19 protein-coding genes are annotated in these 24,261 nt (G+C 60.8%); 11 read left to right on the top strand and 8 right to left on the bottom strand.

Annotated elements, in window-relative coordinates; all coding sequences use genetic code 11:
* Positions 1-24: 24 nt before the first annotated feature.
* Both orn and K0V07_RS12660 read right to left on the bottom strand, forming a co-directional pair.
* The gene (gene orn, locus K0V07_RS12665; protein WP_220621756.1) at positions 25-552 is read right to left on the bottom strand and encodes an oligoribonuclease; all 528 of its coding nucleotides are present in this window, start codon (positions 550-552) and stop codon (positions 25-27) included.
* Between the two features lie 3 nt (positions 553-555).
* On the bottom strand, positions 556-1,095 hold the full coding sequence (locus tag K0V07_RS12660) for an adenine phosphoribosyltransferase (protein WP_220621755.1): 540 nt from the start codon (positions 1,093-1,095) through the stop codon (positions 556-558).
* Between the two features lie 55 nt (positions 1,096-1,150).
* Here K0V07_RS12660 and K0V07_RS12655 point away from each other — a divergent pair, with 55 nt between their 5' ends.
* Both K0V07_RS12655 and K0V07_RS12650 read left to right on the top strand, forming a co-directional pair.
* Positions 1,151-1,732, top strand: coding sequence for a 5-formyltetrahydrofolate cyclo-ligase (locus K0V07_RS12655; protein WP_220621754.1), 582 nt, complete (start codon positions 1,151-1,153; stop codon positions 1,730-1,732).
* 64 nt (positions 1,733-1,796) lie between these two features.
* A complete protein-coding gene (locus tag K0V07_RS12650; RefSeq protein ID WP_220621753.1) occupies positions 1,797-2,171 on the top strand; it encodes a RidA family protein in 375 nt (124 codons plus the stop codon).
* 79 nt (positions 2,172-2,250) lie between these two features.
* Here K0V07_RS12650 and K0V07_RS12645 read toward each other — a convergent pair whose 3' ends face one another.
* The 3 genes from K0V07_RS12645 to K0V07_RS12635 form a co-directional block, all read right to left on the bottom strand.
* A complete protein-coding gene (locus tag K0V07_RS12645; protein ID WP_220621752.1) occupies positions 2,251-3,495 on the bottom strand; it encodes a putative 4-mercaptohistidine N1-methyltransferase in 1,245 nt (414 codons plus the stop codon).
* Entirely contained in the window at positions 3,440-5,062 is a 1,623-nt protein-coding gene (ovoA, locus tag K0V07_RS12640; protein WP_220621751.1) for a 5-histidylcysteine sulfoxide synthase, read from the bottom strand. Before ovoA ends, K0V07_RS12645 begins: the two co-directional genes overlap by 56 nt.
* A gap of 158 nt (positions 5,063-5,220) precedes the next feature.
* The gene (locus K0V07_RS12635; RefSeq protein ID WP_220621750.1) at positions 5,221-5,805 is read right to left on the bottom strand and encodes a thioredoxin family protein; all 585 of its coding nucleotides are present in this window, start codon (positions 5,803-5,805) and stop codon (positions 5,221-5,223) included.
* Positions 5,806-5,949: 144 nt separating this feature from the next.
* On the opposite strand from K0V07_RS12635, the gene serS reads away from it, so the two are divergent.
* From serS to ftsH, 3 genes are all read left to right on the top strand, one after another.
* Positions 5,950-7,230, top strand: a complete 1,281-nt coding sequence (gene serS / locus K0V07_RS12630; RefSeq protein ID WP_220621749.1) for a serine--tRNA ligase — start codon at positions 5,950-5,952, stop codon at positions 7,228-7,230.
* Positions 7,231-7,695: 465 nt separating this feature from the next.
* Positions 7,696-9,033: a tRNA lysidine(34) synthetase TilS gene (gene tilS / locus K0V07_RS12625; protein ID WP_220621748.1), complete on the top strand. Its 1,338-nt coding sequence runs from the start codon at positions 7,696-7,698 to the stop codon at positions 9,031-9,033.
* A gap of 23 nt (positions 9,034-9,056) precedes the next feature.
* On the top strand, positions 9,057-11,213 hold the full coding sequence (ftsH, locus tag K0V07_RS12620; protein ID WP_220621747.1) for an ATP-dependent zinc metalloprotease FtsH: 2,157 nt from the start codon (positions 9,057-9,059) through the stop codon (positions 11,211-11,213).
* Between the two features lie 116 nt (positions 11,214-11,329).
* Here the strand turns inward: ftsH and K0V07_RS12615 are convergent, their stop codons facing one another.
* From K0V07_RS12615 to K0V07_RS12605, 3 genes are read right to left on the bottom strand one after another with little or no spacing between them, the layout of a single operon-like run.
* Positions 11,330-13,801, bottom strand: a complete 2,472-nt coding sequence (locus K0V07_RS12615; RefSeq protein WP_220621746.1) for an adenylate/guanylate cyclase domain-containing protein — start codon at positions 13,799-13,801, stop codon at positions 11,330-11,332.
* 46 nt (positions 13,802-13,847) lie between these two features.
* Entirely contained in the window at positions 13,848-14,150 is a 303-nt protein-coding gene (locus tag K0V07_RS12610; protein WP_220621745.1) for a hypothetical protein, read from the bottom strand.
* 4 nt (positions 14,151-14,154) lie between these two features.
* Positions 14,155-16,140, bottom strand: coding sequence for an O-antigen ligase family protein (locus tag K0V07_RS12605; RefSeq protein ID WP_220621744.1), 1,986 nt, complete (start codon positions 16,138-16,140; stop codon positions 14,155-14,157).
* Positions 16,141-16,242: 102 nt separating this feature from the next.
* On the opposite strand from K0V07_RS12605, the gene glnA reads away from it, so the two are divergent.
* From glnA to K0V07_RS12575, 6 genes are all read left to right on the top strand, one after another.
* Positions 16,243-17,652: a type I glutamate--ammonia ligase gene (gene glnA, locus K0V07_RS12600; RefSeq protein ID WP_220621743.1), complete on the top strand. Its 1,410-nt coding sequence runs from the start codon at positions 16,243-16,245 to the stop codon at positions 17,650-17,652.
* 137 nt (positions 17,653-17,789) lie between these two features.
* On the top strand, positions 17,790-18,779 hold the full coding sequence (locus K0V07_RS12595; RefSeq protein WP_255567975.1) for a MoxR family ATPase: 990 nt from the start codon (positions 17,790-17,792) through the stop codon (positions 18,777-18,779).
* Between the two features lie 76 nt (positions 18,780-18,855).
* Positions 18,856-19,785, top strand: a complete 930-nt coding sequence (locus K0V07_RS12590; protein ID WP_220621742.1) for a DUF58 domain-containing protein — start codon at positions 18,856-18,858, stop codon at positions 19,783-19,785.
* Positions 19,782-20,492: a hypothetical protein gene (locus K0V07_RS12585; protein ID WP_220621741.1), complete on the top strand. Its 711-nt coding sequence runs from the start codon at positions 19,782-19,784 to the stop codon at positions 20,490-20,492. Before K0V07_RS12590 ends, K0V07_RS12585 begins: the two co-directional genes overlap by 4 nt.
* A complete protein-coding gene (locus K0V07_RS12580) occupies positions 20,489-21,523 on the top strand; it encodes a VWA domain-containing protein (RefSeq protein WP_220621740.1) in 1,035 nt (344 codons plus the stop codon). Before K0V07_RS12585 ends, K0V07_RS12580 begins: the two co-directional genes overlap by 4 nt.
* On the top strand, positions 21,520-24,255 hold the full coding sequence (locus K0V07_RS12575; protein WP_220621739.1) for a VWA domain-containing protein: 2,736 nt from the start codon (positions 21,520-21,522) through the stop codon (positions 24,253-24,255). Before K0V07_RS12580 ends, K0V07_RS12575 begins: the two co-directional genes overlap by 4 nt.
* Positions 24,256-24,261: the final 6 nt, after the last annotated feature.

Genomic DNA, 24,261 nt, shown 5'->3' with positions numbered 1-24,261 from the left:
ACAGGTCCAGGACTATGTCCTGGCTTAGGGCTGCATGAAGCCGAGATAGTAGCGCAGTTCGCCCATGGACTCGCGAATGTCGTCGAGGGCCCGGTGGGTGCCTTTCTTGTCGAAGTTTTTTCCGTAGCAGGTCTGGAAGACGACCTTGAAGCTGCTCACGTCAAGCATGCGGTAGTGCAGCTTTGAGGAGAACTTCGGCAGGTAGCGATCTACGAACTTGCGATCCTGGCCGATGGAGTTCCCGGCCAGCAGGATCGGGTCGGGGCCAAAGTATTTCGCGGCGCATTCGGCGAGTTTGTCGTCGAGCTCATCCTCACCGATTCCACTGGCGACGCGATCCACCAGGCCGCTCTCGCCGTGGGTTTTCTTGCACCACTCGTTCATGTTGGCGAGGACCTCGGCCGGCTGATAGACAGCGGTGTCACCGGTCGCCAGCTCGTTGAAGTCCTTGTCGGTGAGAATCCAGGCCGCTTCGAGGATGCGGTCGGACTGCGGGTCGAGCCCGGTCATCTCCAGATCGAGCCAGAAAAAAGTGCCGTTCTTATCGTCCATGACCTACTCGGTTTCGTTAAAGCTGCACAGGGCAAAGGTGTGGATACCCGCGTTCTCGAGGAGCTGGCGGCCCGGCAATTCGCAGAGGTTGATGATGGTGGCAAAGTCCACCTGCTCAGCACCAAGGCGACGCATCAGACGTACGGCGGCCAGAGCTGTCCCGCCGGTGGCGAGAAGGTCGTCCACCACCAGCACGCGCTGACCGCGGATGGTGTCCGTGTCGTGGACCTCGATCGTGGCCTGGCCATACTCAAGGGTATAGTTTTCGCTCAGAGTCTCAGCGGGGAGCTTGCCCTTCTTGCGCACGAGGATGAGCGGCAGGTCCAGGTTATAGGCCAGAGCGCCCGCCAGGACGAAGCCGCGCGCGTCAATCCCGGCCACGCTATTCAGCTGGCGGGTGCGTGCCCACTCTGTCAGGCGGTCGATGACCGCACGGAAGCAGGCCGAGTTCTCGAACAGCGTGGTAACGTCCCGAAAATTAATGCCGGGCTTGGGCCAATTTCGGATGGTGCGGATGTTTGACTTAATCGCGTCTTCGGTCATGAATGCCGCCAGCAAAGCCGATCTCCCCCCCACTGAGCAACCCTATTCACCCGCTATGAATGAGCACCCGGATAAAAAACGTTTGCGAGCCGAAGTCCGGGCTCGCCGCCGGGCCATGTCCTGGCAGCAGGTCCGGGACGGCAGTGCGGCGATTTGTGAGCGGCTGAATGAGCTGCAACTGTGGCGGGATGCTGGCACGGTCTGCGTATACCTCTCTCTCGGCAATGAGGTCATCACACACGAGCTTGTGCATGATGCGCTGGGAGCAAAAAGGATTCTCATCCCCCGCTCCCATGAGGGCGGAACCATGACCTGGCATCAGCTCTACGAGTGGGAAGCTCTGGAGCCCGGCATGTATGGCATCCTGGAGCCCCCGCCCCAGAGCCCGGAGGTGGACCCACCCTGCCCGGACCTGATTCTCGTGCCCGGTCTGGCCTTTGACCGCGAAGGGCGACGCCTCGGGCACGGTGGCGGCTACTACGACCGGTTTCTCGCCCATACAGGCGGTGCCAAGGTCGCCCTCGCCTACGACTGGCAGGTCTTTGACCACATCCCCCATCAGGGCCACGACGTCCACATGGACGCTATCGTGACCGATCAGCAGGTGTTGCGCTTTACGACTGAGCAATGCTCATAGCTTATGGCGTAAAACCTACGCCGACACTTTCTCACACCCTTAAATCCAAATACGATCCTCTCTTATGAAAAGCATTCACACCGATCTCGCTCCCAAGGCCCTCGGCCCCTACAGCCAGGGCATCTCCTGCGATGGCTGGTTTTACAGCTCCGGCCAGATTGCGCTCGGGCAGGATGGCCAGATGGTCGGTGAAGACATCGAGACGCAGGCCCGCCAGGTCTTCGCAAACCTCGGTGCCGTGCTGGGAGCCGCTGGCTTGTCATTTGTCCAGGTGGTCAAGGTCACCGTCTATTTGAAGGATCTGGAGGATTTCGGTAAGCTCAACGCTATCTACGCCGAGGCATTCGGTGAGCACAAGCCCGCCCGCTCCTGCGTGCAGGTCGCCCGCCTCCCCAAGGACGCTCTCGTCGAAATCGAAGTCATCGCCACCCGGTCATAGGCAGAACTGAGTCCATGGACAAAGTCCTTGACCTGCGATCCTGCGGATCGCCGATGGTTCTTCCAGAGCGAAGCCTAAATTAATGTCCAGTGCGATCACGCACCCAGAAGGTTACCTCGGAGATCGCGTAGTCCCAGGTGCGGCCACTGCGGCGGATCGCCTGCGGCACGTTGACCGGCTCGCGAAACTCACGGAAGTTCTTCAGCAGCGCTCCTAACCCGTCACGGGTGGAGACGTTCTCGCCGGTGGCGTCCTTGTAGCCGCCGATCCAGTTCTCCTTTTTCGTGAACTGCTCGCTCCACGCATTTGTACAGGCGATGACCAGCAGTCCGCCTTCGTTGAGCCGCTCATGGACAGTTTCGAGGAACTTGGCCGGGTTGTAGGAGCGCTCCAACAGGTTGCTGACGAGGATCAGGTCAAAGCCACGGTACAGGTCCTTCATATTTGAGAGGTCGGCCTGCATGAACTCGACCTTGCCGCGCGAGCCGTCCAGCCCGAGGTCCTGCAGGTTCGCCTGCCGGAAGTCCAGCAGCTCGCCCTCGCGGGGGATCTCCCACTGGGTGTAGCCCTTGTCGGTCATCTCCACACCGATACGTATCGTGCGGGCGGTCGGGTCGAGCGCGAGCACGCGATCAAACTCCGCTGCCAGCTCAAAGGCGGTGCGCCCGACCTTGCAGCCGAGCTCCATGGCGCGTCCACGCGAACGCCCGATCACCGCGTCGAGGCAGAGCTGGGCAATTTTCTCCGGGTAGTTTTCCAGCCCGAGTGCATCGGGGCCGTAGTGCTGCTCGCAATACGGGACCACATCCGGGTCGGTCTCGTAGCGATCGTCAGGGATGACAACCTCGGCGTCCGACTCCACGTAGCGGAAACCGGCGTGCTGGTAAAAGTGCCGCCGAAAGGCGTAGCGGGATTCGCGGGTAGCCTCATTACCGGTGGATATCCACGAGCCGCCCTTGATCATGTTGTGGCGCGTGTCGAAGGTCGGCGTCGAAAAGTCGTCGTAGAGCGGGTGCACCTCGAAGCCGGGGAAGCCCGCGATGGGCGTTTCGGTGTGCTGCCAGACATTCCCCAGGACATCGTAAAAGCCCTGTGCGAAGGCATGCCGATCCACGGGGACGGACGAGGCGGCTTCGTTCAGGTTGAGGTTGCCGGGGGCTGTGTCGCCCCACCCGTCCATATCCGGGGTGCCGGTGTAGTCGAGCAGGCCGTACCACTCCTCCTCGGTGGGCAGGCGAATGGGCTGGCCCGTCTGGACGCTCTTCCAGTTACAGAACGCCTTTGCCTCCAGATAGTTCGTCTCCACCGGCCAGGACCAGGGCATCTCGGCAGCCGAGCTCCATGGCGCGTCCACGCGAACGCCCGATCACCGCGTCGAGGCAGAGCTGGGCAATTTTCTCCGGGTAGTTTTCCAGCCCGAGTGCATCGGGGCCGTAGTGCTGCTCGCAATACGGGACCACATCCGGGTCGGTCTCGTAGCGATCGTCAGGGATGACAACCTCGGCGTCCGACTCCACGTAGCGGAAACCGGCGTGCTGGTAAAAGTGCCGCCGAAAGGCGTAGCGGGATTCGCGGGTAGCCTCATTACCGGTGGATATCCACGAGCCGCCCTTGATCATGTTGTGGCGCGTGTCGAAGGTCGGCGTCGAAAAGTCGTCGTAGAGCGGGTGCACCTCGAAGCCGGGGAAGCCCGCGATGGGCGTTTCGGTGTGCTGCCAGACATTCCCCAGGACATCGTAAAAGCCCTGTGCGAAGGCATGCCGATCCACGGGGACGGACGAGGCGGCTTCGTTCAGGTTGAGGTTGCCGGGGGCTGTGTCGCCCCACCCGTCCATATCCGGGGTGCCGGTGTAGTCGAGCAGGCCGTACCACTCCTCCTCGGTGGGCAGGCGAATGGGCTGGCCCGTCTGGACGCTCTTCCAGTTACAGAACGCCTTTGCCTCCAGATAGTTCGTCTCCACCGGCCAGGACCAGGGCATCTCGATCTCCTCCAGCATGCAGCGCAGTCGCCACTCGCCGTCCTCGGCGTGTCGCCAGAAACGCGGCATCCCATGGCCGTCGTAGGTCACCCAGTTCCAGCCTTCCTCGGTCCAGTATTCCTGCTTAGAGTAGCCACCGTCCTCGACGAATTCCAGAAACTCGGCATTGCTGACGAGATACTTGCTGACCTTGAAGTCTGCCACCTCGACCTCGCGTGAGCCGTACTCGTTGTCCCAGCCGTAGAACTTGCCTTGTTGGCGGGACTTCCCCATATGCACCGTGCCGCCGGGCACGGGTAGCAACTCGTTAGCGGGCGGCGAGGTGTCGAGTCGTGCGGGCTCCCAGGCCGGGTGTTTTTGGACGAGGTCCAGCGGCAGTTGCCGGATGAGCACCGAGGATGTCTCCAGGTGGATGCGCTCATGCTCGATGCCCATCAGGATGATCCAGAAGGGACTGTCCCAGCCGATGGGCAAGGTGAGCGGCAGCGAGCGGATCAGCCCGTCAATGGCGGCGCGGGCTTTATCTCGATAGGCCTTGACCGCCTCGGGCGCGGGCCACTCGTAGTGGGCCTCGTTGAGGTCGTCCCAGCTCATTTCGTCCACCCCGACCGCGCAGAGCGACTCCAGCTTCGGGTCCAGCCGGTGGTCGAGGATTTTCCCGAGCACGAGCTTATTGATAAAAAAGACCGCCGTGTGCCCGTAGTAGAAGATCAACGGGTGGCGCAGCGGATCGGCGCGCGTGGTGTAGGCCTCGGGGCTGGCGAGGGTCTCAAAAAGCGCCTCGTAGGCATCATAGGTGGCGTGAAAGTAGTTGAGGATCTCCTCGCGTTTGGCTTCGGGGTCGCTCCCGTCGAGACGGGGCGAGAACGGGCGCGCGAACTCGCGCGTATCGACGGTATAGAGAGTGGACATGGTTACCAGGGGAATTGAGTGAGGAGAGATTGAAGGCAGGGCGCGCTGCCTTACCCCAAAACTCTATTCCTTCCCCTCCTCCTGACAACCCGCAGGCGTATTTTCTTCCGGGCTAAAAACACACCGATAGCGCCTTGGCGGGCTTGGCCCGTCTGCTTCTACTTCCGGAAATAGTCCGGTTCCTGGCCGGGCTTCCACTTGATATTGCAGCCGATGGAGGGCTTTTGGACATCGTCGGGGATTTCCTCGTCGTCGAGCACAGCATCGAGCGCAGCGCGCAGATCCGAGCCGGTCACGTTGATGCCGTTGCCGGGACGAGCGTCGTCAAACTGGCCGCGGTACACCAGCAGACGCTCGTGATTGAAGACGTAAAAGTCCGGTGTGCACGAGGCCCGGTAGGCCTTGGCGACGTCCTGCGTCTCGTCCTGGCAATACGGGAAGCTGTAGCCCTGCTGAGCGACTTCATCACGCATGTTGTCCATGCTGTCGTCCGGGTAGTTCTCCACGTCATTGCTGTTGATCGCGACCAGTGCCACGCCCTTGTCCTGATACTCGGAGGCCAGCTGGGCGATCTCGCGACGCAGCATGCGCACATACGGGCAGTGGTTGCAGATGAACATAACCACGTAGGCGCGCGCCCCATCGAAGGCTTCCAGGGAAACCACATTACCCTGCGTGTCGGGCAGGTGAAAGGCCGGAGCGGGTGTGCCGAGGGGCAGCATGGTAGAGTTGACGGCGACCATATGCCCCAGAGTAATAAGGCCCAGGCAGCAGGCGTCAAGCCGTGCTTGCGCGTGAGGCGGCGCGCACATCCTGCCACAAATGCCCACCGAAAGGTTTGCCAGCGCCTCGCAGGCTGTTCTAGTGTGCTCGCTTTTATTTTTGCCATGATCGACATCAAGCTACTTCGCGACGACCCCGAGGGACTCAAGCAAGCCATCGCCCGTAAGAAATTTTCGGTCGAGTGGGACGCCATTCTCAAGCTCGATGAGGAGCGCCGCGCCGCCATCCTCAAGGCCGAAACCAAACGCGCCGAGCAAAAGGCCGCCAGCAAGGAAGTGGGCCAGTTCAAGGACAAGAAGTCCCCGGAGTTTCAGGCCAAGCTCGCCGCCATGAAAGAGCTGGCCGATGAGGTCAAGGCCCTCGAAGCCACCGCGAACGAAGTCGAGGCTCAGTGGAAATCGCTTTTCCTCTCCATCCCGAACCTGCCCGACGCCAGCGTGCCCGAGGGCAAGACCGAGGACGACAATGTCGTCGCGGCCACCTGGGGCGACCCCAAGGACGTCTCTGCCAGCGCCGTGCCGCACTGGGACATCCCGTGGTTCTCGAAGGCGATCGACTTCGAGCGCGGCGTCAAGGCCACCGGTGCCGGTTTCCCCTTCTATGTCGGTGACATGGCCCGCCTCGTGCGCGCGCTGATCAGCTTCTTCCTGGAAGAGGCCCGCCTCAACGGCTACGAGGAGGTCCTCCCTCCCCTCATGGTCAATGCCGCCAGCGCCACCGCCACGGGCCAGCTCCCGGACAAGGAAGGACAGATGTACCACATGCCGGTCGAGGATTTTTACATGATCCCCACCGCCGAGGTGCCGGTCACGAATTTCTTCCGCGACGAGACCTTTGACGAGGCCGAGCTGCCCGTCTACCGCTGCGGCTACACCCCGTGCTTCCGCCGCGAGGCCGGTAGCTGGGGCAAGCACGTGCGCGGCCTCAACCGCCTGCACCAGTTTGACAAGGTCGAGCTCGTCAAGTGGGTCCACCCGGACAAGAGCTTTGAAGAGCTGGAGCACCTGCGCGGTAACGCCGAGGTCATCCTGCAAAAGCTCGGCCTGCCCTACCGCGTGCTGCTCATGTGCGCCGGGGACATCGGCTTCCCGCACGCAAAGCAGTACGACCTCGAAGTGTGGGCCGGTGGCCAGGAACGGTGGCTCGAAGTGTCCAGCTGCTCGAACTTTACAGACTTCCAGGCCCGCCGCGCCGGTATCCGCTTCCGCCCCAAGGGCGGCGGCAAGGCCGAGATCGTCCATACCCTCAACGGCTCCGGGCTCGCCGTCCCGCGCGTCCTCGCCGCCCTGCTGGAAAACAACCTGCAGGAAGACGGCTCGGTCAAGGTGCCCGAATGCCTCCAACGCTGGACCGGTTTCGAGACCCTCGCCCCCAAGGACAAGTAGAGGGAGAGTTCGTTTTTTCTGGGCTTATGCAGCCCAGACCCCGCAGCAGGCACAGCCTGCACTTTCGATGCTGCGCATCGTGTCAGCGATTACTGAAAATGAGCTATGCTCATTTTCAGTAATCGCTGAGCAAAGCATTAAAAACGGGGTCGCCACAAAGACGAGTTCTGGACCTGTGGGCTGTCGCATCACTGATGCCTTTGCTAAGGACGAAGGTATCGCGGCTAAAAGCACACCTGAGTGCCGGGATTGTGTCAGAGAGACCTCAATGACGATCAAGGGCTTTGTGCGTAGCACAGCCCTTGATCGAAAATGCAGGCTGTGCCTGCCGCGGGGCCTGGGGGCGCGCAGCCCCAAGAAAAAAGAAAGCAACGTTGCCAGCGGTCAACGCTGTCACAGACTGGGCGCATGTTGAGCTGGCGGCAAAAGGCTGAGCGGTTAACCGAAGGAACTTCGGGGACGGGTTTGCTTTGGCCGGAAACTGTCAAGACCCCGCTCGGAGTTGGTTGCTCAGGTGGTGCGGACTCGGTTTTTCTGCTGTTGGCGGCATGGTTGAAATACGGCTCCGACCTATGCGTGCTGCACCTCAACCACGCCTTGCGCGGGGCCGAGTCGGATGCCGATGCTGCATTTGTTGAAAAACTGGCCACAGAGCTCGGGTTGACCTTTATCGGGCAGAAACTTGAGAGCCCGCCTGTCAACGCCTCCGAGGCCTGGCTGCGTGAGCAGCGGCTCGCGTTTTATCGTAAAAGCGGCTGCGCAACGATCCTGCTGGGCCACCACGCCGACGATGTCGCCGAGACGATGCTCATGCGTCTGACAAGGGGCAGCGGCACCGAGGGGCTAGCCGCACCGCTGCCGGTTTACCATTTTGCGGATGGGCTGAGGCTGATTCGCCCACTGCTGGAGACTCCCAAAGCCGACATCCTCGACGCCCTGACCCAAAACGATATCCCTTGGCGCGAGGATGCCAGCAACGCCACCCCCGATTATTTCCGCAACCGCGTCCGCGAAAAGGTCCTTCCCCGGCTGCTGAAAGCCGCACCTGGTAACGCCCGCGCGGGCCTACGGCGCTCCCATCGCTTACTGGCCGAGGATGCCGAGGCCCTCAGCGCATGGCTGGAGAGCCTCAGCCTGGAGATACTTCCCGGTAAATCACTATCAGTCAAAGCCTTGCAAGGAAAGCCACCTGCCCTTTGGCGCAGGGCTGTCCAGCGATGGCTGGGCGCAAACAATCTACTGGAGTCCCTCACCGCCTCCGCAGTGGATGAGCTGTTGTTGCGCCTGTTGCGCGGCGAGTCGGGCTCGATGAGCGCAGGCGACGGTATTTGCATTGTATTTAACAACAACGACTTGAAGCTCGACAAGGCCCCCTCCGCGACTCCGGCCACCGCATGGCCCTCTGTCCTTTTGCATCCGGGTGCTACGCTTTGGCTGCCGACGGGTCAGGCGTTGCGCGCGGAGCGGGTGGAGCTGGATACCGCCGCTCGGCAGGAAATTTTAGCCGGGAATATTAGCCCTGCGCGCTGCGTCTATTTAAGTATGGAGGCTGCGGCGTTGCCGGTTCTCGTCCGCCAGTGGCGAGATGGCGACCGCTACCGCCCGCTGGGGGCACCGGGCTCCCGCAAGCTTCAGGATGTCTTTACGGATGCGAAAATCCCCGCTTTGGAACGAAAACGGCTACCTGTTGTCTGTTCGCCAACCGGTGACATTCTCTGGATTCCCGGCCTGGCACCCGCCGAAGCGGCTAAAATCAACACCGTTACACAATGGGCTCTTCGGTTGACTTACGCCCCGCATTAGCAAACTATAGGATGCTTGTTTGAATGAGTGATAATTCCCATAACGACTCCGGCTCTCCGCAGAAGCCGCCTTCGCCACAGGGCTTTCAGCCCAAAGTCTATGTGATCTGGCTCGCCCTGATCGGTATGATCCTGGTGCTCATGTACATGTATCCGGGCGATCAGACCGGCGCGAAGCCTCTTGAGATCAATCAGGTGCTTAAGCTGGCCGAGTCCGGCGAGATCAACTCGATGACCGTCAAGGCCGAGCCCAGCGGCGGCGAGCAGTGGTACAAGATCTGGGGCGAGATGAAAAACCCCGCCCTGGCCAAGAGCGCAGACGCTGCCAAGACTGACGAGAAGGCCGCCGGCACACCCGCGAAGCCCGTTGAGTCGTCCAAGCCCACCCTCCTCGACGAGGTTGAGAATGCCCTGGAGGGAAAGAGCACCAGCGAGAAGATCCCCGCGGTGATCCCCTTTAGCGCGCAGGGCCGCCTGACGGACGAACGCTACAACCAGCTCATTTCCCCCAACAATCCCTACGAGGTCCGTGAAGAACCCGCCAGCACCATGCTGCAGGACATCCTCGTCGGGCTGCTCCCCTTCCTGATTATCATCGGGGTGCTTTACTTTCTGTTTACCCGCCAGCTCCGCGCTGCCGGTAAGGGCGCCATGAGCTTTGGAAAAAGTCGCGCCAAGCTCCTCACCCGCGACAAGGAACGCGTCGTCTTCCGCGATGTGGCCGGTTGTGACGAGGCCAAGGAAGAGGTATCCGAAGTCGTTGACTTCCTGAAGGATCCGAAGAAGTTTCAGCGCATTGGTGGTCGCGTCCCCAAGGGCGTCCTGATGGTCGGCCCTCCCGGGACCGGTAAGACCCTGCTGGCCAAGGCCGTCGCCGGTGAGGCCGATGTGCCCTTCTTCAGCATCAGTGGCTCGGACTTTGTGGAGATGTTTGTCGGTGTGGGTGCCGCCCGCGTCCGTGACATGTTTGAACAGGGCCGCAAAAATGCCCCCTGCCTGATCTTTATCGACGAAATCGACGCCGTCGGCCGCCAGCGTGGCGCCGGTCTGGGCGGCGGTAACGACGAGCGCGAGCAGACGCTGAACTCCCTGCTGGTCGAGATGGACGGTTTTGACGGCCACGAAGGGGTCATCATCATCGCTGCCACCAACCGCCCGGACGTGCTCGACAGCGCCCTGCTGCGTCCCGGCCGCTTCGACCGTCAGGTCATGATCGACCTGCCCGACCTCAAGGGCCGCGAAGAGATCCTCAAGGTCCACGCCAAGAAGATCAAAATGTCGGTCGATGTGGACCTGGTGCGCGTGGCCCGCGTGACCGCTGGTTTCTCCGGTGCCGACTTGGCCAACCTTTTAAATGAAGCCGCCCTCGTGGCCGCTCGCTATGACAAATCCGAAGTCCAGATGGCCGACGTTGAGGAGGCCCGCGACAAGATCGCCTTCGGACGCGAGCGCCGCAAGGTCATGGACGAGGAAGACAAGCGTGCCACCGCCTACCATGAGGCCGGTCACGCCCTCGTACAGGCCGTCCTGAAGGACAAAAAGCGCGAACTGCACAAGGTCACCATCCTGCCCCGTGGTCGCGCGCTGGGCATGGCCATGACCACCCCGACGAAGGAAGTTTTAGGCTACTCCAAGCACGACCTGCTCAACCTTATCTGCATGGCTATGGCCGGGCGTATCGGTGAGGAGATCGAGACCGGCGACTATTCCAACGGTGCCGCCAGCGACATCAAGCAGGCCACCAACATCGCCCGCAGCATGGTCTGTGACTGGGGCATGAGCGAGCTCGGCCCTGTCGCCCTCGGCGACAACCAGGAGCATATCTTTTTGGCCAAGGAAATTACCCGCAGCCAGAACTACAGCGACGACACCGCCCGCATGATCGACCGCGAGATCCGCCGTATCATCCAGGAGCAGTACGACCGCGCCTATCAGATGATCCAGGAGCATAAGGAGGCGCACCAGAAGGTCGCCGACGCCCTGCTGGAGTACGAGACGATCGAGGGCAAGCACGTGAACGAGATTCTCGAGTTCGGGGAGCTGCGCTCGCCGGTCATCACGAACACGCCCCCCTCCTCCGAACCTTCTTCCCCCGAGCAGGACAAAAAGAAGCCTGCCTCCGACAAGGACGAAGGCGAGGAAATGGGCCCCAGCACTGCCCCTGCCGGCATGCCCGCTTAGGCCCGAGATTTTGTTTTTGCGGGGGCTACGCGCCCCCACGCCCCGCCGCAAACACTCGGCGTTTGATCCGATTGATGGGGCTCTGCCCCCCATCAATGCCAGCGGAGGTACTCCACCTACTTGGTTTTCATGATGTAGACACCGTCCCAATCCTCAGGGGGCGGATTGTCTTTCATCTGGGCACAGCGTGCCACCATAGCCAAGCTCGGGTTCAGGAACACGCCCGGGTCCTTCCCCGGCTGGAATAGCTCCAGGTGCGAGGCCTTTTCAAAGCCGGCGGCAGCGGCGTCCCAGTCGCGGCTGAAGTACCGCTGGAGGGCTTCTTCGTACAGGCCGACGGCGTCCAGTGCCGCTTGCTTCAGGTCGGAGCGGAAGCCAACCACCTCGTACATCGAGACCGGCTGCGTGCGCCCCTTGACCTGCCACTTATCGATGAAGCGGAACAATATTGCGTCGCTGACCGCGAGGGCCTCATTACGGGTCTGCTCGCTGACCAGCGTAAAGGCGCCTGCGGACTTTGCACCACTTTCACAGCGAGCGGCGAGGTTCACCGTGTCGCCCATCATGGTGTAGTTAAACCGCGTGATCGAGCCCATGTTACCGACGGTGGCATGCCCGGTATTCAGGCCGATACGCGTGCGCATCTGCGAGACGATGGGCGGCCACTTGTCGCCCTCGGCGGCCCACTGCTCACGCAGGATTGCCTGGCGCTGCTGGATGCGCGCGGCGGCCCGGCAGGCCTGCCAGGCGTGGTGCTCGATGTGGATGGGCGCGTTAAACATCGCGACCATGGCATCGCCGATATATTTGTCCAGCGTGCCGCCCTCCTCCTGGACGATGTCGGTCATCGCCGTCAGGTACTCGTTCATGAGCTCGACGAGCTTACGTGGCTCAAGCAGCTCGGAGAAACTGGAGAAGCTCTGAATATCGCTGAAAAAGGCCGTGATCGTCTCATCGACGCCCCCCAGTTGTGGCTCCTCGCCGGACTCCACCATGCGGTCCACCAACTGGGGCGAAAGGTAGGTGCCAAACATCCCCTTGATGCGGCCCTTTTGGCGTTCCTCGATAAACAGCCGATAGACCGCGCCAGCCGTTGTTGTCGTGACCGCACAGGCCACGGGGGCAATCAGCGGCAACACTAACTGCAGGCTGCTGAACGCCCAGAAAACGGCCACGACGTACAGCCCCAGCACGACGAGACCGGCTATCTTTGCCCACAGGCCATGCTTACCGGTGTAGGTGCCCGGAAGCGCGACGAGGGCCGTCAGCCCTAACAGCAGCGCAATATCCGCCCAGCGTGGCAGGCGCTCGATGTACAGGCCGCTGACGAGTGTTTTGTAGAGATTACCGTGGACGCTGACCTTAGGGACCGGCGTAGAGTCAAACGGCGTCGGGGCGAGGTCCTGCATGGCCTCGTCAGTCGGGCCGACGAGCACCACCGCACCGTTGAACATCTTAAAGAACTCGCGGGCCCGCTCCTTCAGCTCCTCGGCATCGGGACCGGTCGCGCTCTCCAGGTTGTAGGCCTGCTCCAGGATGACCTTGGCGCTGGCAGCAGGATTGAGTTCACGGTTTTCCCAGCGTGAGAACCAGTTGACCTCGACGACCTGCTCGTCAGTTAGCGGAGCTTCGATGACGGGCTCGCCCTCATCATTGAGCACCCGGAGCGTTTCGCCCTCCACGATGACCGCATCCTCTTCGAGGCCCATTTCCAGCAGGGCCAGCTTCAGCGACATGGTGTAAAAGGTCCGGTCCGTTTTGGCCGGGAGGGTGTTGATCTGGTTAAAGTCTTGGTCGAAGAGGAAAACCTTGCCGTCCAGCTCATCAACCAGATCGTTGGATTCCTCCTTGCTCAGACCCGAATGCGAGTAGAATCCGTCGAGCAGATTAAGCGTTTCATAGGGTCCCTGTGCCTGTGAAAACAGCGGCACCCAGCGCTGGACCGGGCCGGCATTGCGCTGCAGGTCCATGTCGATCAGGCCCACATTCCCCATGCCCAGGCCGCCGATGATCGGGTAGCTGGGCATCTCCGGGAAGGTGTCGCCACTGCCCTGCCCTGAGGCATTCCGCAGATAGGGAAAGCTGCGTGTCTTCTCCTCAATGAGGACGACACTGCGGTCTTTCTTGCGATCAGGGACTGTCAACGGGAGCAGGCTGCCGCTGTAAAAGCCCGCAAACACGGTATTCGGGTAAAGCTCGGCAAGCTGGGCGAGGATGAGGTCGTTCTCCACGATGGCCTCCTGTGACACCATCGCCGAGTGCGCCTGCGGAGAAAATACAAAGTCGAAGCCGACCGCGCTGGCCTTGCCGTGCTCGAACAGTACGCGCGCCAACTGAGCGTATTTACGGCGGGGATACGGACGCTCTCCCCATGTCGCAGCCGTAGCGGAGTCCACATTGGCATACACGACGTTGGCCTCCGGAACCGGTTCCTCTCCGCGCACCTGAAAACGCCAGTCCATGGCCAGGTTTTCCAGCGGGCGAAAGATCGGCTCCAGCGGCTCCCATTCGCTGAGGGCCAGCCACAGGCACACGACCGGGGCCATGACGAGAAAGAGCTTTAGGTGACTGGCGTGAGAGGATGCCATGTAGCGTTATAGGCTCGGATGCGGGGGCGGGTTTGCTCCCTGAAACTTACTTGGCCGATGTTGGCGGCGTCAAGGTCTCGTCCTCGGATTCCCGGTAGTGCAGGACGCGTACGTTTGGGCCGACTCCCTTATTGGGGGTGACCCGGGGAAGGCTGCTTAGCGGGACTGGCGGCGGGCGGTAGCGCAGAGGGTTGGCCAGTTTAACATCCGGCCCCATGGATTTTGTCCGCGTGGCCTCAGGATGCGAGCTGGTCGCGGGAGCTGTTTCCTCCCGTGGGGCATCCGCCTGCTCCACCGCATGGCAGATAGGCATACCCATCAGCAGTAGGCAAATCGTAGGTATTCTCATGAGATTAGGGAATGAGGATTTTCAGCCGGAGGCTTTGCACCGCAGAGTTATCCGGATTGAGTTCGAGAGAGCGCTCTACCGCTTGAAGCGCCTCCTTGCGGCGGTCGTTATCGAGATTGAGCCAGGCGGCCAGGTAGTACCATGCGATTGGATTGTTGGGAGCCACCACAGTCGCCTGCCTGTAGGCCTCACCAGCCCCATCAAAGTCGCCCGCCATCCACCGGGCCGTCCCCAGAGCCAGCCATGCCTGCAGGTATTCGGGGCTGATCTCGAGTGCCTGCTTCGCCAATTCGGTCGCTTCCTCACCCAGAGCTTCATGTTGAGATGGATAAAGGAATTGCTGCGTATTGATGATGCGCGCGAGATTTGTCAGGATTCTTGGGTTGTTCGGCTCCAGCTCTGCGGCTTCGCGGCAGAAAAAGAGGGTGTCCTCCATCGCGATGGGGTCCAGCCCCTTGCGCTCCTGAAGCGCTTGGGCGGCCAGGTCCAGTTGACGCTCGCTTTCGAAGGCGTACGACTGCGCCAGCAGATAACGGCTGGATATACCCAGCAGAAAGACCGTCAGCCCAATCGAGATCGAAATATAGACCAGCCCCGACAGCTTGTTCGCCTTAAGCGTATAGATATACGTGGGCAGGCATTTGACCATGATCGCCAAGTACACCGATGCAATAAACAGCAAGGCCGGGATGCGCAGATTAAACTCGAAAAGCAGCTGGATGGCAAAGGGCAGGAAAGCCATCAAAACAGCGGTCAGAAACATCCGCTTGTTCGGGACGACCTTACGCTTGCCGGGATGCTCCAGTAGCACGTATCTCGGCTGCGCTGCCAGCGTACGTGAAGCTTGCAGGATCATCCAAACGATCGGTATCAGCAGCAGCGCACCGATGACCCCAAAGTCTGCCAGGAAGTTCAGGTAGGCACTGTGAGCATAGGCTGGGTTGAAGTTGTAGCCTTCAGGGCGCTGGGCCTCAAAGAGCCACCCAAAGCTGCTCATGCCTTGCCCGAAAATCGGATGGGCCAGGAAATTATGCAGCGCTGCTCCCCACAGAGCCGGTCGAGCGTCGAAGAAATCACCCTGCAGGATCCCCATCAGATACGCATTAAACTCCGGCTTGGCAAAATACAGATAAGTGAAGCCGGCAAGAGGGGCGAGAATCGCACCCAAAAATGCGTACATTTTCCACTTGGGGCGGGTCGCCAGTAAAAACGGAGCCATTAACAAACACCCCGTCATCGCGAGCATGGAGGTCAGGCTCTGCGTCAGCGTGATCGCAAACATAGCCATCAGGCTGAAGAAAAAGCACAGCACGCGGACGGGGGGCGACAGGCGACGGCAGAACGCCCCCACCAGGAGCGGCCCGAGGATCAACAGCATGAGGCCAGCAAAGGCGGTTGGAGCCCCCATCGTTCCTGCGGCACGCCCATAAAACACGGGGTCCATGCCAACCGTATAGCGTGCGCCATCCATCGGATTGAGAACCGGAGGCCCCCACTCTGGCCGCCGCATCGTCTGGTTAAAGGCGGGCAGGATCGTAAACGTCGCGCAGAAACACACGATAGCGAACAAGAGCCAGACGTGCTGACGTTTACGCATGTTATGCACGGCAATCCAGAACAGGATGAATGCCTCCAGGAAGATGATGAAGTCGCCACGCGCTTCCCAGCCAACAGGGGAAAGAACGAGCCAGTGCAGAAATGCGTAGGCAAAAAACGGGACCAGTAACAGGCCGTTTTTCTGGATACCGTAGCCCTCTGCCGGTGGGCTAAGTGCGAACCATAGCCCGTGCAGAACCAGCAGAACACCGATCATCCAGGCCGTCATCAGCTGGGGCTCCGCACGCACACCACCTAACTGTACAATGTTAAAGCACAGGATGCCCCCCAATAAGAGTGTGATAAACCAATCCAGCAGGTTGGAAATGGTCAACTCTCCCACGATGAAGACACGGAATTGCAGGGAGCTTTTCTTTTTCTTGGCGCGCGGCATAGGACGAGAGAGAGTGAAAAGGCTTGTAAAGTGCTTCCAGTAACGGGAATTATCAGTACCCGGCAAACATAAATTGCCGCTGAACCTTAACCCATCGCGACCATGACTCCGAAGGAAGTTCTCGCCCTGGCCAAAGCCAAGGACGTCAAGATCATCGATCTTAAATTTTGCGACATACACGGCAGCTGGCAGCATTTCTCTGTGCCCGTTACCGAGCTGAACGAAGAGCTCTTCGAGGACGGCCTCGGCTTCGACGGCTCCTCCATTCGCGGCTGGCAGGGCATCGAGGCCTCCGACATGCTTGTCATGCCCGACGCCGACACCGCCTTTATCGATCCCTTTATCGAGGTGCCCACGCTCAGCCTCATCTGCGACATCGAGGACCCGATCACTCGCGAGCCGTACAGCCGCTCCCCCCGTGGGATCGCAAAAAAAGCCGAAGAGTACCTCAAGGCCTCCGGCCTCGCCGATGCCGCCTATTTTGGCCCCGAGGCGGAGTTCTTCATCTTCGAGGATGTCCGCTACAGCAGCGCCTCTAACGAATCCTTCTACGCGGTCGATTCTGTCGAGGGCATCTGGAATACCGGGCGTGAGGAGTTCCCCAACCAGGCTTATAAGATCCGCCACAAGGAGGGCTACCTGCCCGTCCCGCCTGCGGATCGCCATATGGACCTGCGCAACGAGATGGTCCTCACTATGCAGGAGCTCGGCCTGAACGTCGAGGCCCAGCACCACGAGGTCGCCACCGGCGGCCAATGCGAGATCGACCTGCGCTTTGACACGCTGCTGAAGATGGCCGACCAGATGGGCATCTATAAGTACGTGGTCAAGAACGTCGCCCACCGCGCCGGCAAGACCGCCACCTTTATGCCCAAGCCGCTCTTCGGAGACAACGGCTCAGGCATGCACACCCACCAGTCGCTCTGGAAAAAGGGCAAGCCCCTCATGGCGGGCGACGGCTACGCCAATCTCTCGCAGATGGGCCTATGGTACATCGGCGGCCTGCTCAAGCACGCTCCTGCCCTGTGCGCCTTCTGTAATCCGACGAACAACTCCTACAAGCGCCTCGTGCCCGGCTATGAAGCTCCGGTCACCCTCGCCTACTCGGCCCGTAATCGCTCGGCCATCTGCCGCATCCCGATGTACAGCACCAGCCCGAAGGCCATTCGCGTGGAGTTCCGCTGCCCCGACCCCTCGGCCAACCCTTACCTGGCCTTTGCCGCGCTGCTCATGGCCGGCCTTGATGGGATCGAGAACAAAATCGACCCCGGCTCGCCGGTGGACAAGAACCTCTACGACCTGCCCCCTGAGGAAGCCGCCAAGCTCAGCTATGTGCCGGACAGCCTGCGTGGCTCGCTGGAGGCCCTGAAGGCTGACCAGGAGTTTCTGCTCAAGGGCGAAGTCTTCACCGAGGACTTCATCAAGAACTACATCAAGCTCAAGAGCGCCGAGTACGACGAGATCCGCCTGCGCCCCCATCCGCACGAGTACTCGATGTACTTCGATGTGTGATTGGTGGGAATAATTCGCATACACCCCCTCTCTCACTAGATTCGGCCTGGCCGCACGGGTAATTTTCCTCTGAAAAAAGGAAACTTTACCAGTATTTATCGGTCTTTTAGCCCTATCGGACATACCGCTATTCAATCATGACTGCGACACTCCCGGAAATGAACGAAAAGGTGAAGGAAGCGGCGGCCTGGGTGCCCGTCCTTCGCCAGGAAATCAGTAAAGTCATCATCGGTCAGGACTACCTGGTCGAGCGCCTGCTGGTCGGTCTATTAGCGAACGGTCACGTCCTGCTGGAGGGCGTCCCCGGCCTCGCCAAGACCCTCTCGGTGCGTACACTGGCCAGCGCCATCGATGCGGAGTTCTCCAGGCTGCAGTTTACGCCGGACCTGCTCCCGGCCGACATCATCGGTACGCTCATTTATAATCCGCAGACCGCGCAGTTCTACACCCGCAAGGGCCCGGTCTTCGCCAACCTCGTGCTGGCGGACGAAATCAACCGCGCGCCCGCCAAGGTGCAGTCCGCACTGCTGGAGGCGATGCAGGAGCGTCAAGTCACGCTCGGCGACGAAACCTTTGACCTCCCCAAGCCCTTCCTCGTGCTGGCTACGGAAAACCCGATCGACCAGGAGGGCACCTACCCGCTGCCCGAGGCACAGGTGGACCGCTTCATGCTCAAGCTGAAGATCGGCTACCCGACCCGCGATGAAGAGCGCGGCATCCTTGAGCGTATGGCCTCAACCGCCCCCAAGATGGAGGTAAACGCCGTCATCAACCCGGCAAACATCCTGGCCGCCCGTGAGGTCGTGGACGGCATCTACGTGGACGACAAGGTCAAGGACTACATCGTCGATATTGTCTTCGCCACGCGTAAGCCCAGCAGCTACGGGCTCCAGATGGACCACTTTGTGCAGTTCGGGGGCAGTCCCCGCGCCACCATCGCTCTCACCCTCGCGGCCAAGGCCTGGGCCTTCCTGCAAGGGCGTGGCTACATCACACCGCAGGATGTGAAAAGCGTCGGCATGGATGTGCTGCGCCACCGCGTCATCCCGACCTACGAAGCCGAGGCCGAGGACATGACCAGCGAGGACATCGTCGCGAAGATCTTCGAGACCGTCCCCGTTCCCTGATCCCGTCATTTGCTTGATCATGAGGCGCTGAATCGCAGACCCGCGGCACGGCTCCTTTATCCGTTATTGAGCACCCATGCAGCCCACAGATAAAACCCGCGAAATCCTCAAAAAAGTCCGGCAGGTGGAGATCCGCACCAACCGGCTCGTGACGGATGCGCTTGCCGGGGCCTACCACAGCATTTTCAAGGGCCAGGGCATGGACTTCGAGGAGGTCCGCGAGTACGCGCCCGGTGACGACGTACGCGCCATCGACTGGAACGTCACCGCGAAGATGGACCGGCCGTTCATCAAGAAATTCCGTGAAGAGCGCGAGCTGACCCTGATGCTCCTGGTGGACCTCTCTGCCTCCGGCTCCTTCGGGTCAGCCGAGGAGTCCAAGCGCGAGCGAGCCGCCGAGATCGCCAGCGTGCTGGCTTTTTCCGCGGTGCGTAATAACGACAAGGTCGGCCTCATCCTGTTCACCGATCAGGTCGAAAAGGTGATCCTCCCGAAAAAGGGACGCCAACACGTGCTACGCGTCATCCGCGAGATTCTTTACTTTGAGCCGCAGCGCACCGGCACGGACATCGTCAACGCGCTCGATACCATGAACCGGTTGCTCAAGCGTAAGGCGGTGGCGTTTCTGGTGACGGACTTCCTGCAGGGGCCGGATGGCCGCCTCCCCGATCCCAATGACCGCCACGGTGACGCGGTCTTTCGCACTCTCACCCTGAGCAATAAGCGCCACGACCTCACAGCCATTGTCATGGCCGATCCGCGTGAGGCCGAGCTGCCGGATATTGGCATCGCCACCCTGGAGGATGCTGAGACCGGGCAAGTCATCGAGGTGGACACCTCCAGCGCCCAGCTGCGTACCCTCTACAAGCGTGAGAACCAGCGCCGTGTTGACCAACTGGAGCGCGGCCTGCGCCAGTCCGGCGTCGGCGTCATCCCCGTCAGCACGACCGAGCCCTACATCACCCGGCTGCGCCAGTATTTTTCCTCCCGGAGTAAGCGTCGATGAAGTTTACGCGTATCCACTTTTTCACCACAGCCACGCTGCTTGCCGCCGCGCCTGACGTACTGCATGCGCAGGACGATGAGATCATGGGCATCCGCGGGCTGGCCGGAGACACCTTCTGGGAGGCGAACTGGCCCTGGCTCGTTCCGGCCATCGTTGTCGGTATTGTCGTATTGGCTTTTATAATACGCCTGCTGGTCAAGCGCCTGAACCGCCCACACGCGCTTAGCCCGCGTGAGGTTGCCCTCCGGCGGCTGACCGAGGCCCGTGCTATCCTCGAAGACACTCAACCCGACGCCGACAAGCGCTTCTCCTTCGCCGTCTCGGACGCCCTGCGCGGCTATCTGGAGCAGGCCCTCGGGATGCGTGCCCCCGAGCAGACGACGGAGGAGTTCCTTGAGTCAGCCCGGAGCAACCCCCGGCTTTCAGCGGAGGCCTTGAGCTCGCTGGGCGAGTTTCTCCAGCTTTGCGACCTGGCCAAGTTCGCGCGCCACGCCTTTGGTCCCGACGAGCGCGAACGCCTGCTCGGCACTGCGACTCATTTTATCGAAGAGGCCGACAATCAGAAGGCTACTGCACAGCGGCAACAAAGTGCTCCCATAGACGAACGCGATGAGGTCGAGGGCGAAATGCGTAAGCTTAACGCACCCCGCCCCTCCTCGGTCGAAAAGACCGCCGCGACACCTCCGGTGATTCCCCGCAAGCGATGACCACTTCCCTCGAATTCCATAACCCTGCGCTGCTGTGGCTACTGGCACTGCTGCCCGTGCTGATTGTGCTGCGTGGGCGGGCCGGGAGAAACGCAGCCATGGTCTTTTCGAGTGTGGCGCTGGCGAAGCGCGTCAGCGGAAAAACCCGCACACGAGCCGGAGCATTTCTGTTTTTCCTGCGGTTGATGGCGCTGGCCGCGCTGATCGTTGCCCTCGCCCGCCCCCAATTGGGAAGAGGCCACTCCGAGGTAGAAACCAGTGGCATCGACATCCTGCTGGCGGTGGACGTATCCGGCTCGATGCGCGCTCTGGACTTTGCCACCCGCGACGATCTGGCGAACCGCCTCGACATCGTGAAGCGCACCGTCTCGCACTTCATTGAGCAGCGCCCTAACGACCGCATCGGCATGATCGCCTTCGCGAAGGAACCCTTTCTCGTCAGCCCGCTGACCCTCAACCACGACTGGCTGCTCAAGCTCGTCGACAATCTGAAAATCGGACGTATCGACGAAACCGCTACAGCGATCGGCCCGGCCATTGGCATGGCGAGCAACCGCCTGCGCGACCTGCCCGCGAAAAGCCGGATCGTGATCCTGCTCACCGATGGTGAAGACACCGTGAACAAAATCCCGCCGGTGGCTGCCGCCGAGGCTGCCAAGGCATTCGGGATCAAGTTTTACACCATTGCCGCCGGTTCTGGCGGTAACGTGCCGATGCCGCGCGTTAACGCCCGTGGTGATTACCTGCGCGACCGCGCCGGACGGATCGTTTACGACATGGTCCCCAGTCGTGTCGATGACAAGACCCTGCAGGAGGTCGCTGATGTGACCGGCGGGAAGTTCTACCACGCCACCAACCGCGAGGAACTGGCAAGTATTTACGACGAAATCGACCAGCTCGAAACGACCAAGATCAAGCTCAAGCACTACTCGACCTACGACGAGTTGTTCATCTGGCCAACGCTTCTCGCACTGGGGCTCATCGGGCTTGAGCAGCTCCTGGCCAACACCCGCTTTAAACGCATCCCGTGACCTTTCACTCTCCAGTCTGGCTCTATGTCATCCCCGTCGCGCTGCTCGTGCTCTGGGGCGTGTTTCATCTGGCCGCCCGTGCTCGCAAACGGCAACTGGGCAAATTTGCGGCAGACCGGCTCGTGGCCGACCTGCTGCGCTCATACAGCCCCGCACGCCGCCGCTTCAAGCAACTCTTGATCGCCGCCGGGATCGCGCTGCTGCTCGTGGCTCTGGCCCGCCCGCAGTACGGCTACTCCTGGCGGGAGATGCCTGCGCGTGGGATCGACGTGCTCTTCGTCCTGGACTCCTCGCGCAGTATGCTCGCCGAGGACATCCGCCCCAACCGTCTGGAGCGTGCCAAGCTCGCCATCCTCGACTTCGTTGACAAGGTCCCCGGCGACCGTGTTGGCCTGGTCGCCTTTGCCGGTAACGCCTTCCTTCAGTGTCCGCTGACGCTGGATTATGATGCCTTTGAAATGTCACTGGAGGCCGTTGATACGAGCGTAATTTCCCACGGTGGGACTGACATCGCACGCGCCTTGATAGAGGCCGAAAACGCATTTGATAAAGACAACAACCACAAGATCGTCATCCTCATCACCGATGGCGAAGACCTGGAGCAGAGCGGCATCGATCAGGCGCGGATGCTGGCTGATCGCGGGATGACGATTTACACCGTCGGCGTTGGCACCTCTGAGGGTGAGCTAATCCCGGTAGCGACGTCGAGCGGCCGCATCGAGTACCTGCGGGACAGCGATGGCCAGCCCATCACCACCCGCCTCGACGCGGAGACCCTCAAAGACATTGCCGAGGCCACGGGCGGTTTTTATGTGCCGCTGGGCGTATCCGGCTACGGGCTGGAGCAGGTTTACGAATCCGGCCTCAAGTCCGTCCCCGAGCAAGATCTCGGCGTTCGCCGTACAAAGGTTTCGCTTGAGCGCTTCCAGTGGCCGCTGGGCCTGGCGATATTCCTGCTCGCGTGGGAGCCGCTGGTGGGCACACGTCGCCTTTTCCTGCGCAAGCGCCTCGGAAAGTCTTCCGCTACTGCAGCAGTGTTGACTGGACTTTTTGTGGCTCTGCCTGCGGTTACTTTGCCCCAGCCCGCAAATGCGCAAAGCGCACCGTCAAACCAAGAACTGCCCCTCCCTGCGAGCGAAGAACCGCTTACACCGCAGTCCGACGATGCGCAGGAGACCCCTGCCCCACAGAACCCCGAGCCTGCCGCTCCGGCCAAGCGTATCGATCCCTCTAAGCTGTATCGATCCGGCGACTACGCAGCGGCTGCTCAAGGCTACGCCCAGCAACTGAGTACAAATCCGGCTGATGCCGAAGCGAGCTACAATCTCGGCAACAGTCTGTACGCCCAGCAGCAATACGAAGCCGCCCGTCAGGCCTACAACCAGGCGCTTTCCGCCCTGGATTTTGAATTGCAGGCTGATGCCTTTTACAACCTCGGTAACGTGAATTACCAGCTGGGTAAAGCAGCTCTGGCCGAAACACCGCCCGCGCAGGAGATTTCGCAGGCCAATGATGCTGCCCAGGGGCAAGTCAGCCAGGCCCTGCAAACGGGCAATGACATCCTCAAGCGTGCCGAGCCGAACCGCACACCTGCTGCCCTTCGCAACCCTCAGGCCCAGCAGAACCTGGTCCCACAGCAGGAGATCCAGCAAGCGATCCAGATGGCCGAGCAGGCAAAGCAGGCCGCCACCGACGTTAAGGAACAAAGCGAAACTGCCGCCACCGCTGGTGAGAGCAGCACGGGCTTCTGGCAAGAAGCTGCCGACGCCTACCAAAGCTCACTTGAGCTGGTCCCCGGCAGTAAGGACGCCGCCCACAATGCGCAGGTGGTTACGCGTAAGCTCGAGCAACAGCGCTCGGACGTTGAATCTTTAATGAATGCTGCCAAGCAGCAGGCCGAAAACGTAGAGGTACTGACCATGCTGATCGAGGAGCTCAAGGAGCTGCTCGAAGAACAGCAAAACCAACAGGACCAGAATCAGGATCAACAAAATCAGGATCAGAACCAGCAGCAAAACGATCAGCAGGACTCACAGGATCAGGAAAACCAGGACCAGCAGGATCAACAGCAGAACCAAAGCGACTCCTCATCGTCTTCTGACTCCAGCCAGCAAAATCAGGATCAACAAGATCAGGGCAAACAGGGTGAAGATAGCTCCCAAAACCGGCAGGGCAAAGACAGCCAAAAGTCTGGTCAACAGAACGAGCAGCAAGACCAAAACAGCTCTGATGGCAAAGACCAGAACCAGTCCGGTGATCAGGAGCAGCCCGACCAGCAGGATTCGGACAAACAGGACGATAAGACTTCTGGTGAAGATCAACAGCAGCCCGGCCAGGAAGAGCAGAACCAACAGGATAAGGGTGAGCAGCCAGGGCAGCAGCCGCAGCCCTCACAGGGCACTCAGGATCAGTCTGGCTCCTCTCAGCAGGAGCAGTCGGGTGGCCCCGGCGAGCAGGGCTTGAGCGAGGACCAGCTAAAGGAACTTTCCAAGCAGATGACACAGGAGCAGGCAGCCCAGCCCGGACAGGAAGGTGACGATAAGGCAGCCGCCGCCGCTGCCGGAAAGGACGGCGAGCAGGCACAGGACGTTCGCCTTGTGCCCGGTGTCATGACCCGTGAGGAAGCCCGCCGCCTGCTGGACGCCTTGAAAAAGGACGACAAGAAACTGCCTTCACTCTACGTACCCCAGCAGTACAATGTGGATGAAGAAGGCAAACGTAAGGACTGGTAAGAAAAG

It is taken from the genome of Ruficoccus sp. ZRK36 (genome assembly GCF_019603315.1).
Taxonomy (GTDB): domain Bacteria; phylum Verrucomicrobiota; class Verrucomicrobiia; order Opitutales; family Cerasicoccaceae; genus Ruficoccus.
This window is presented reverse-complemented; position numbering and strand designations above follow the sequence as displayed.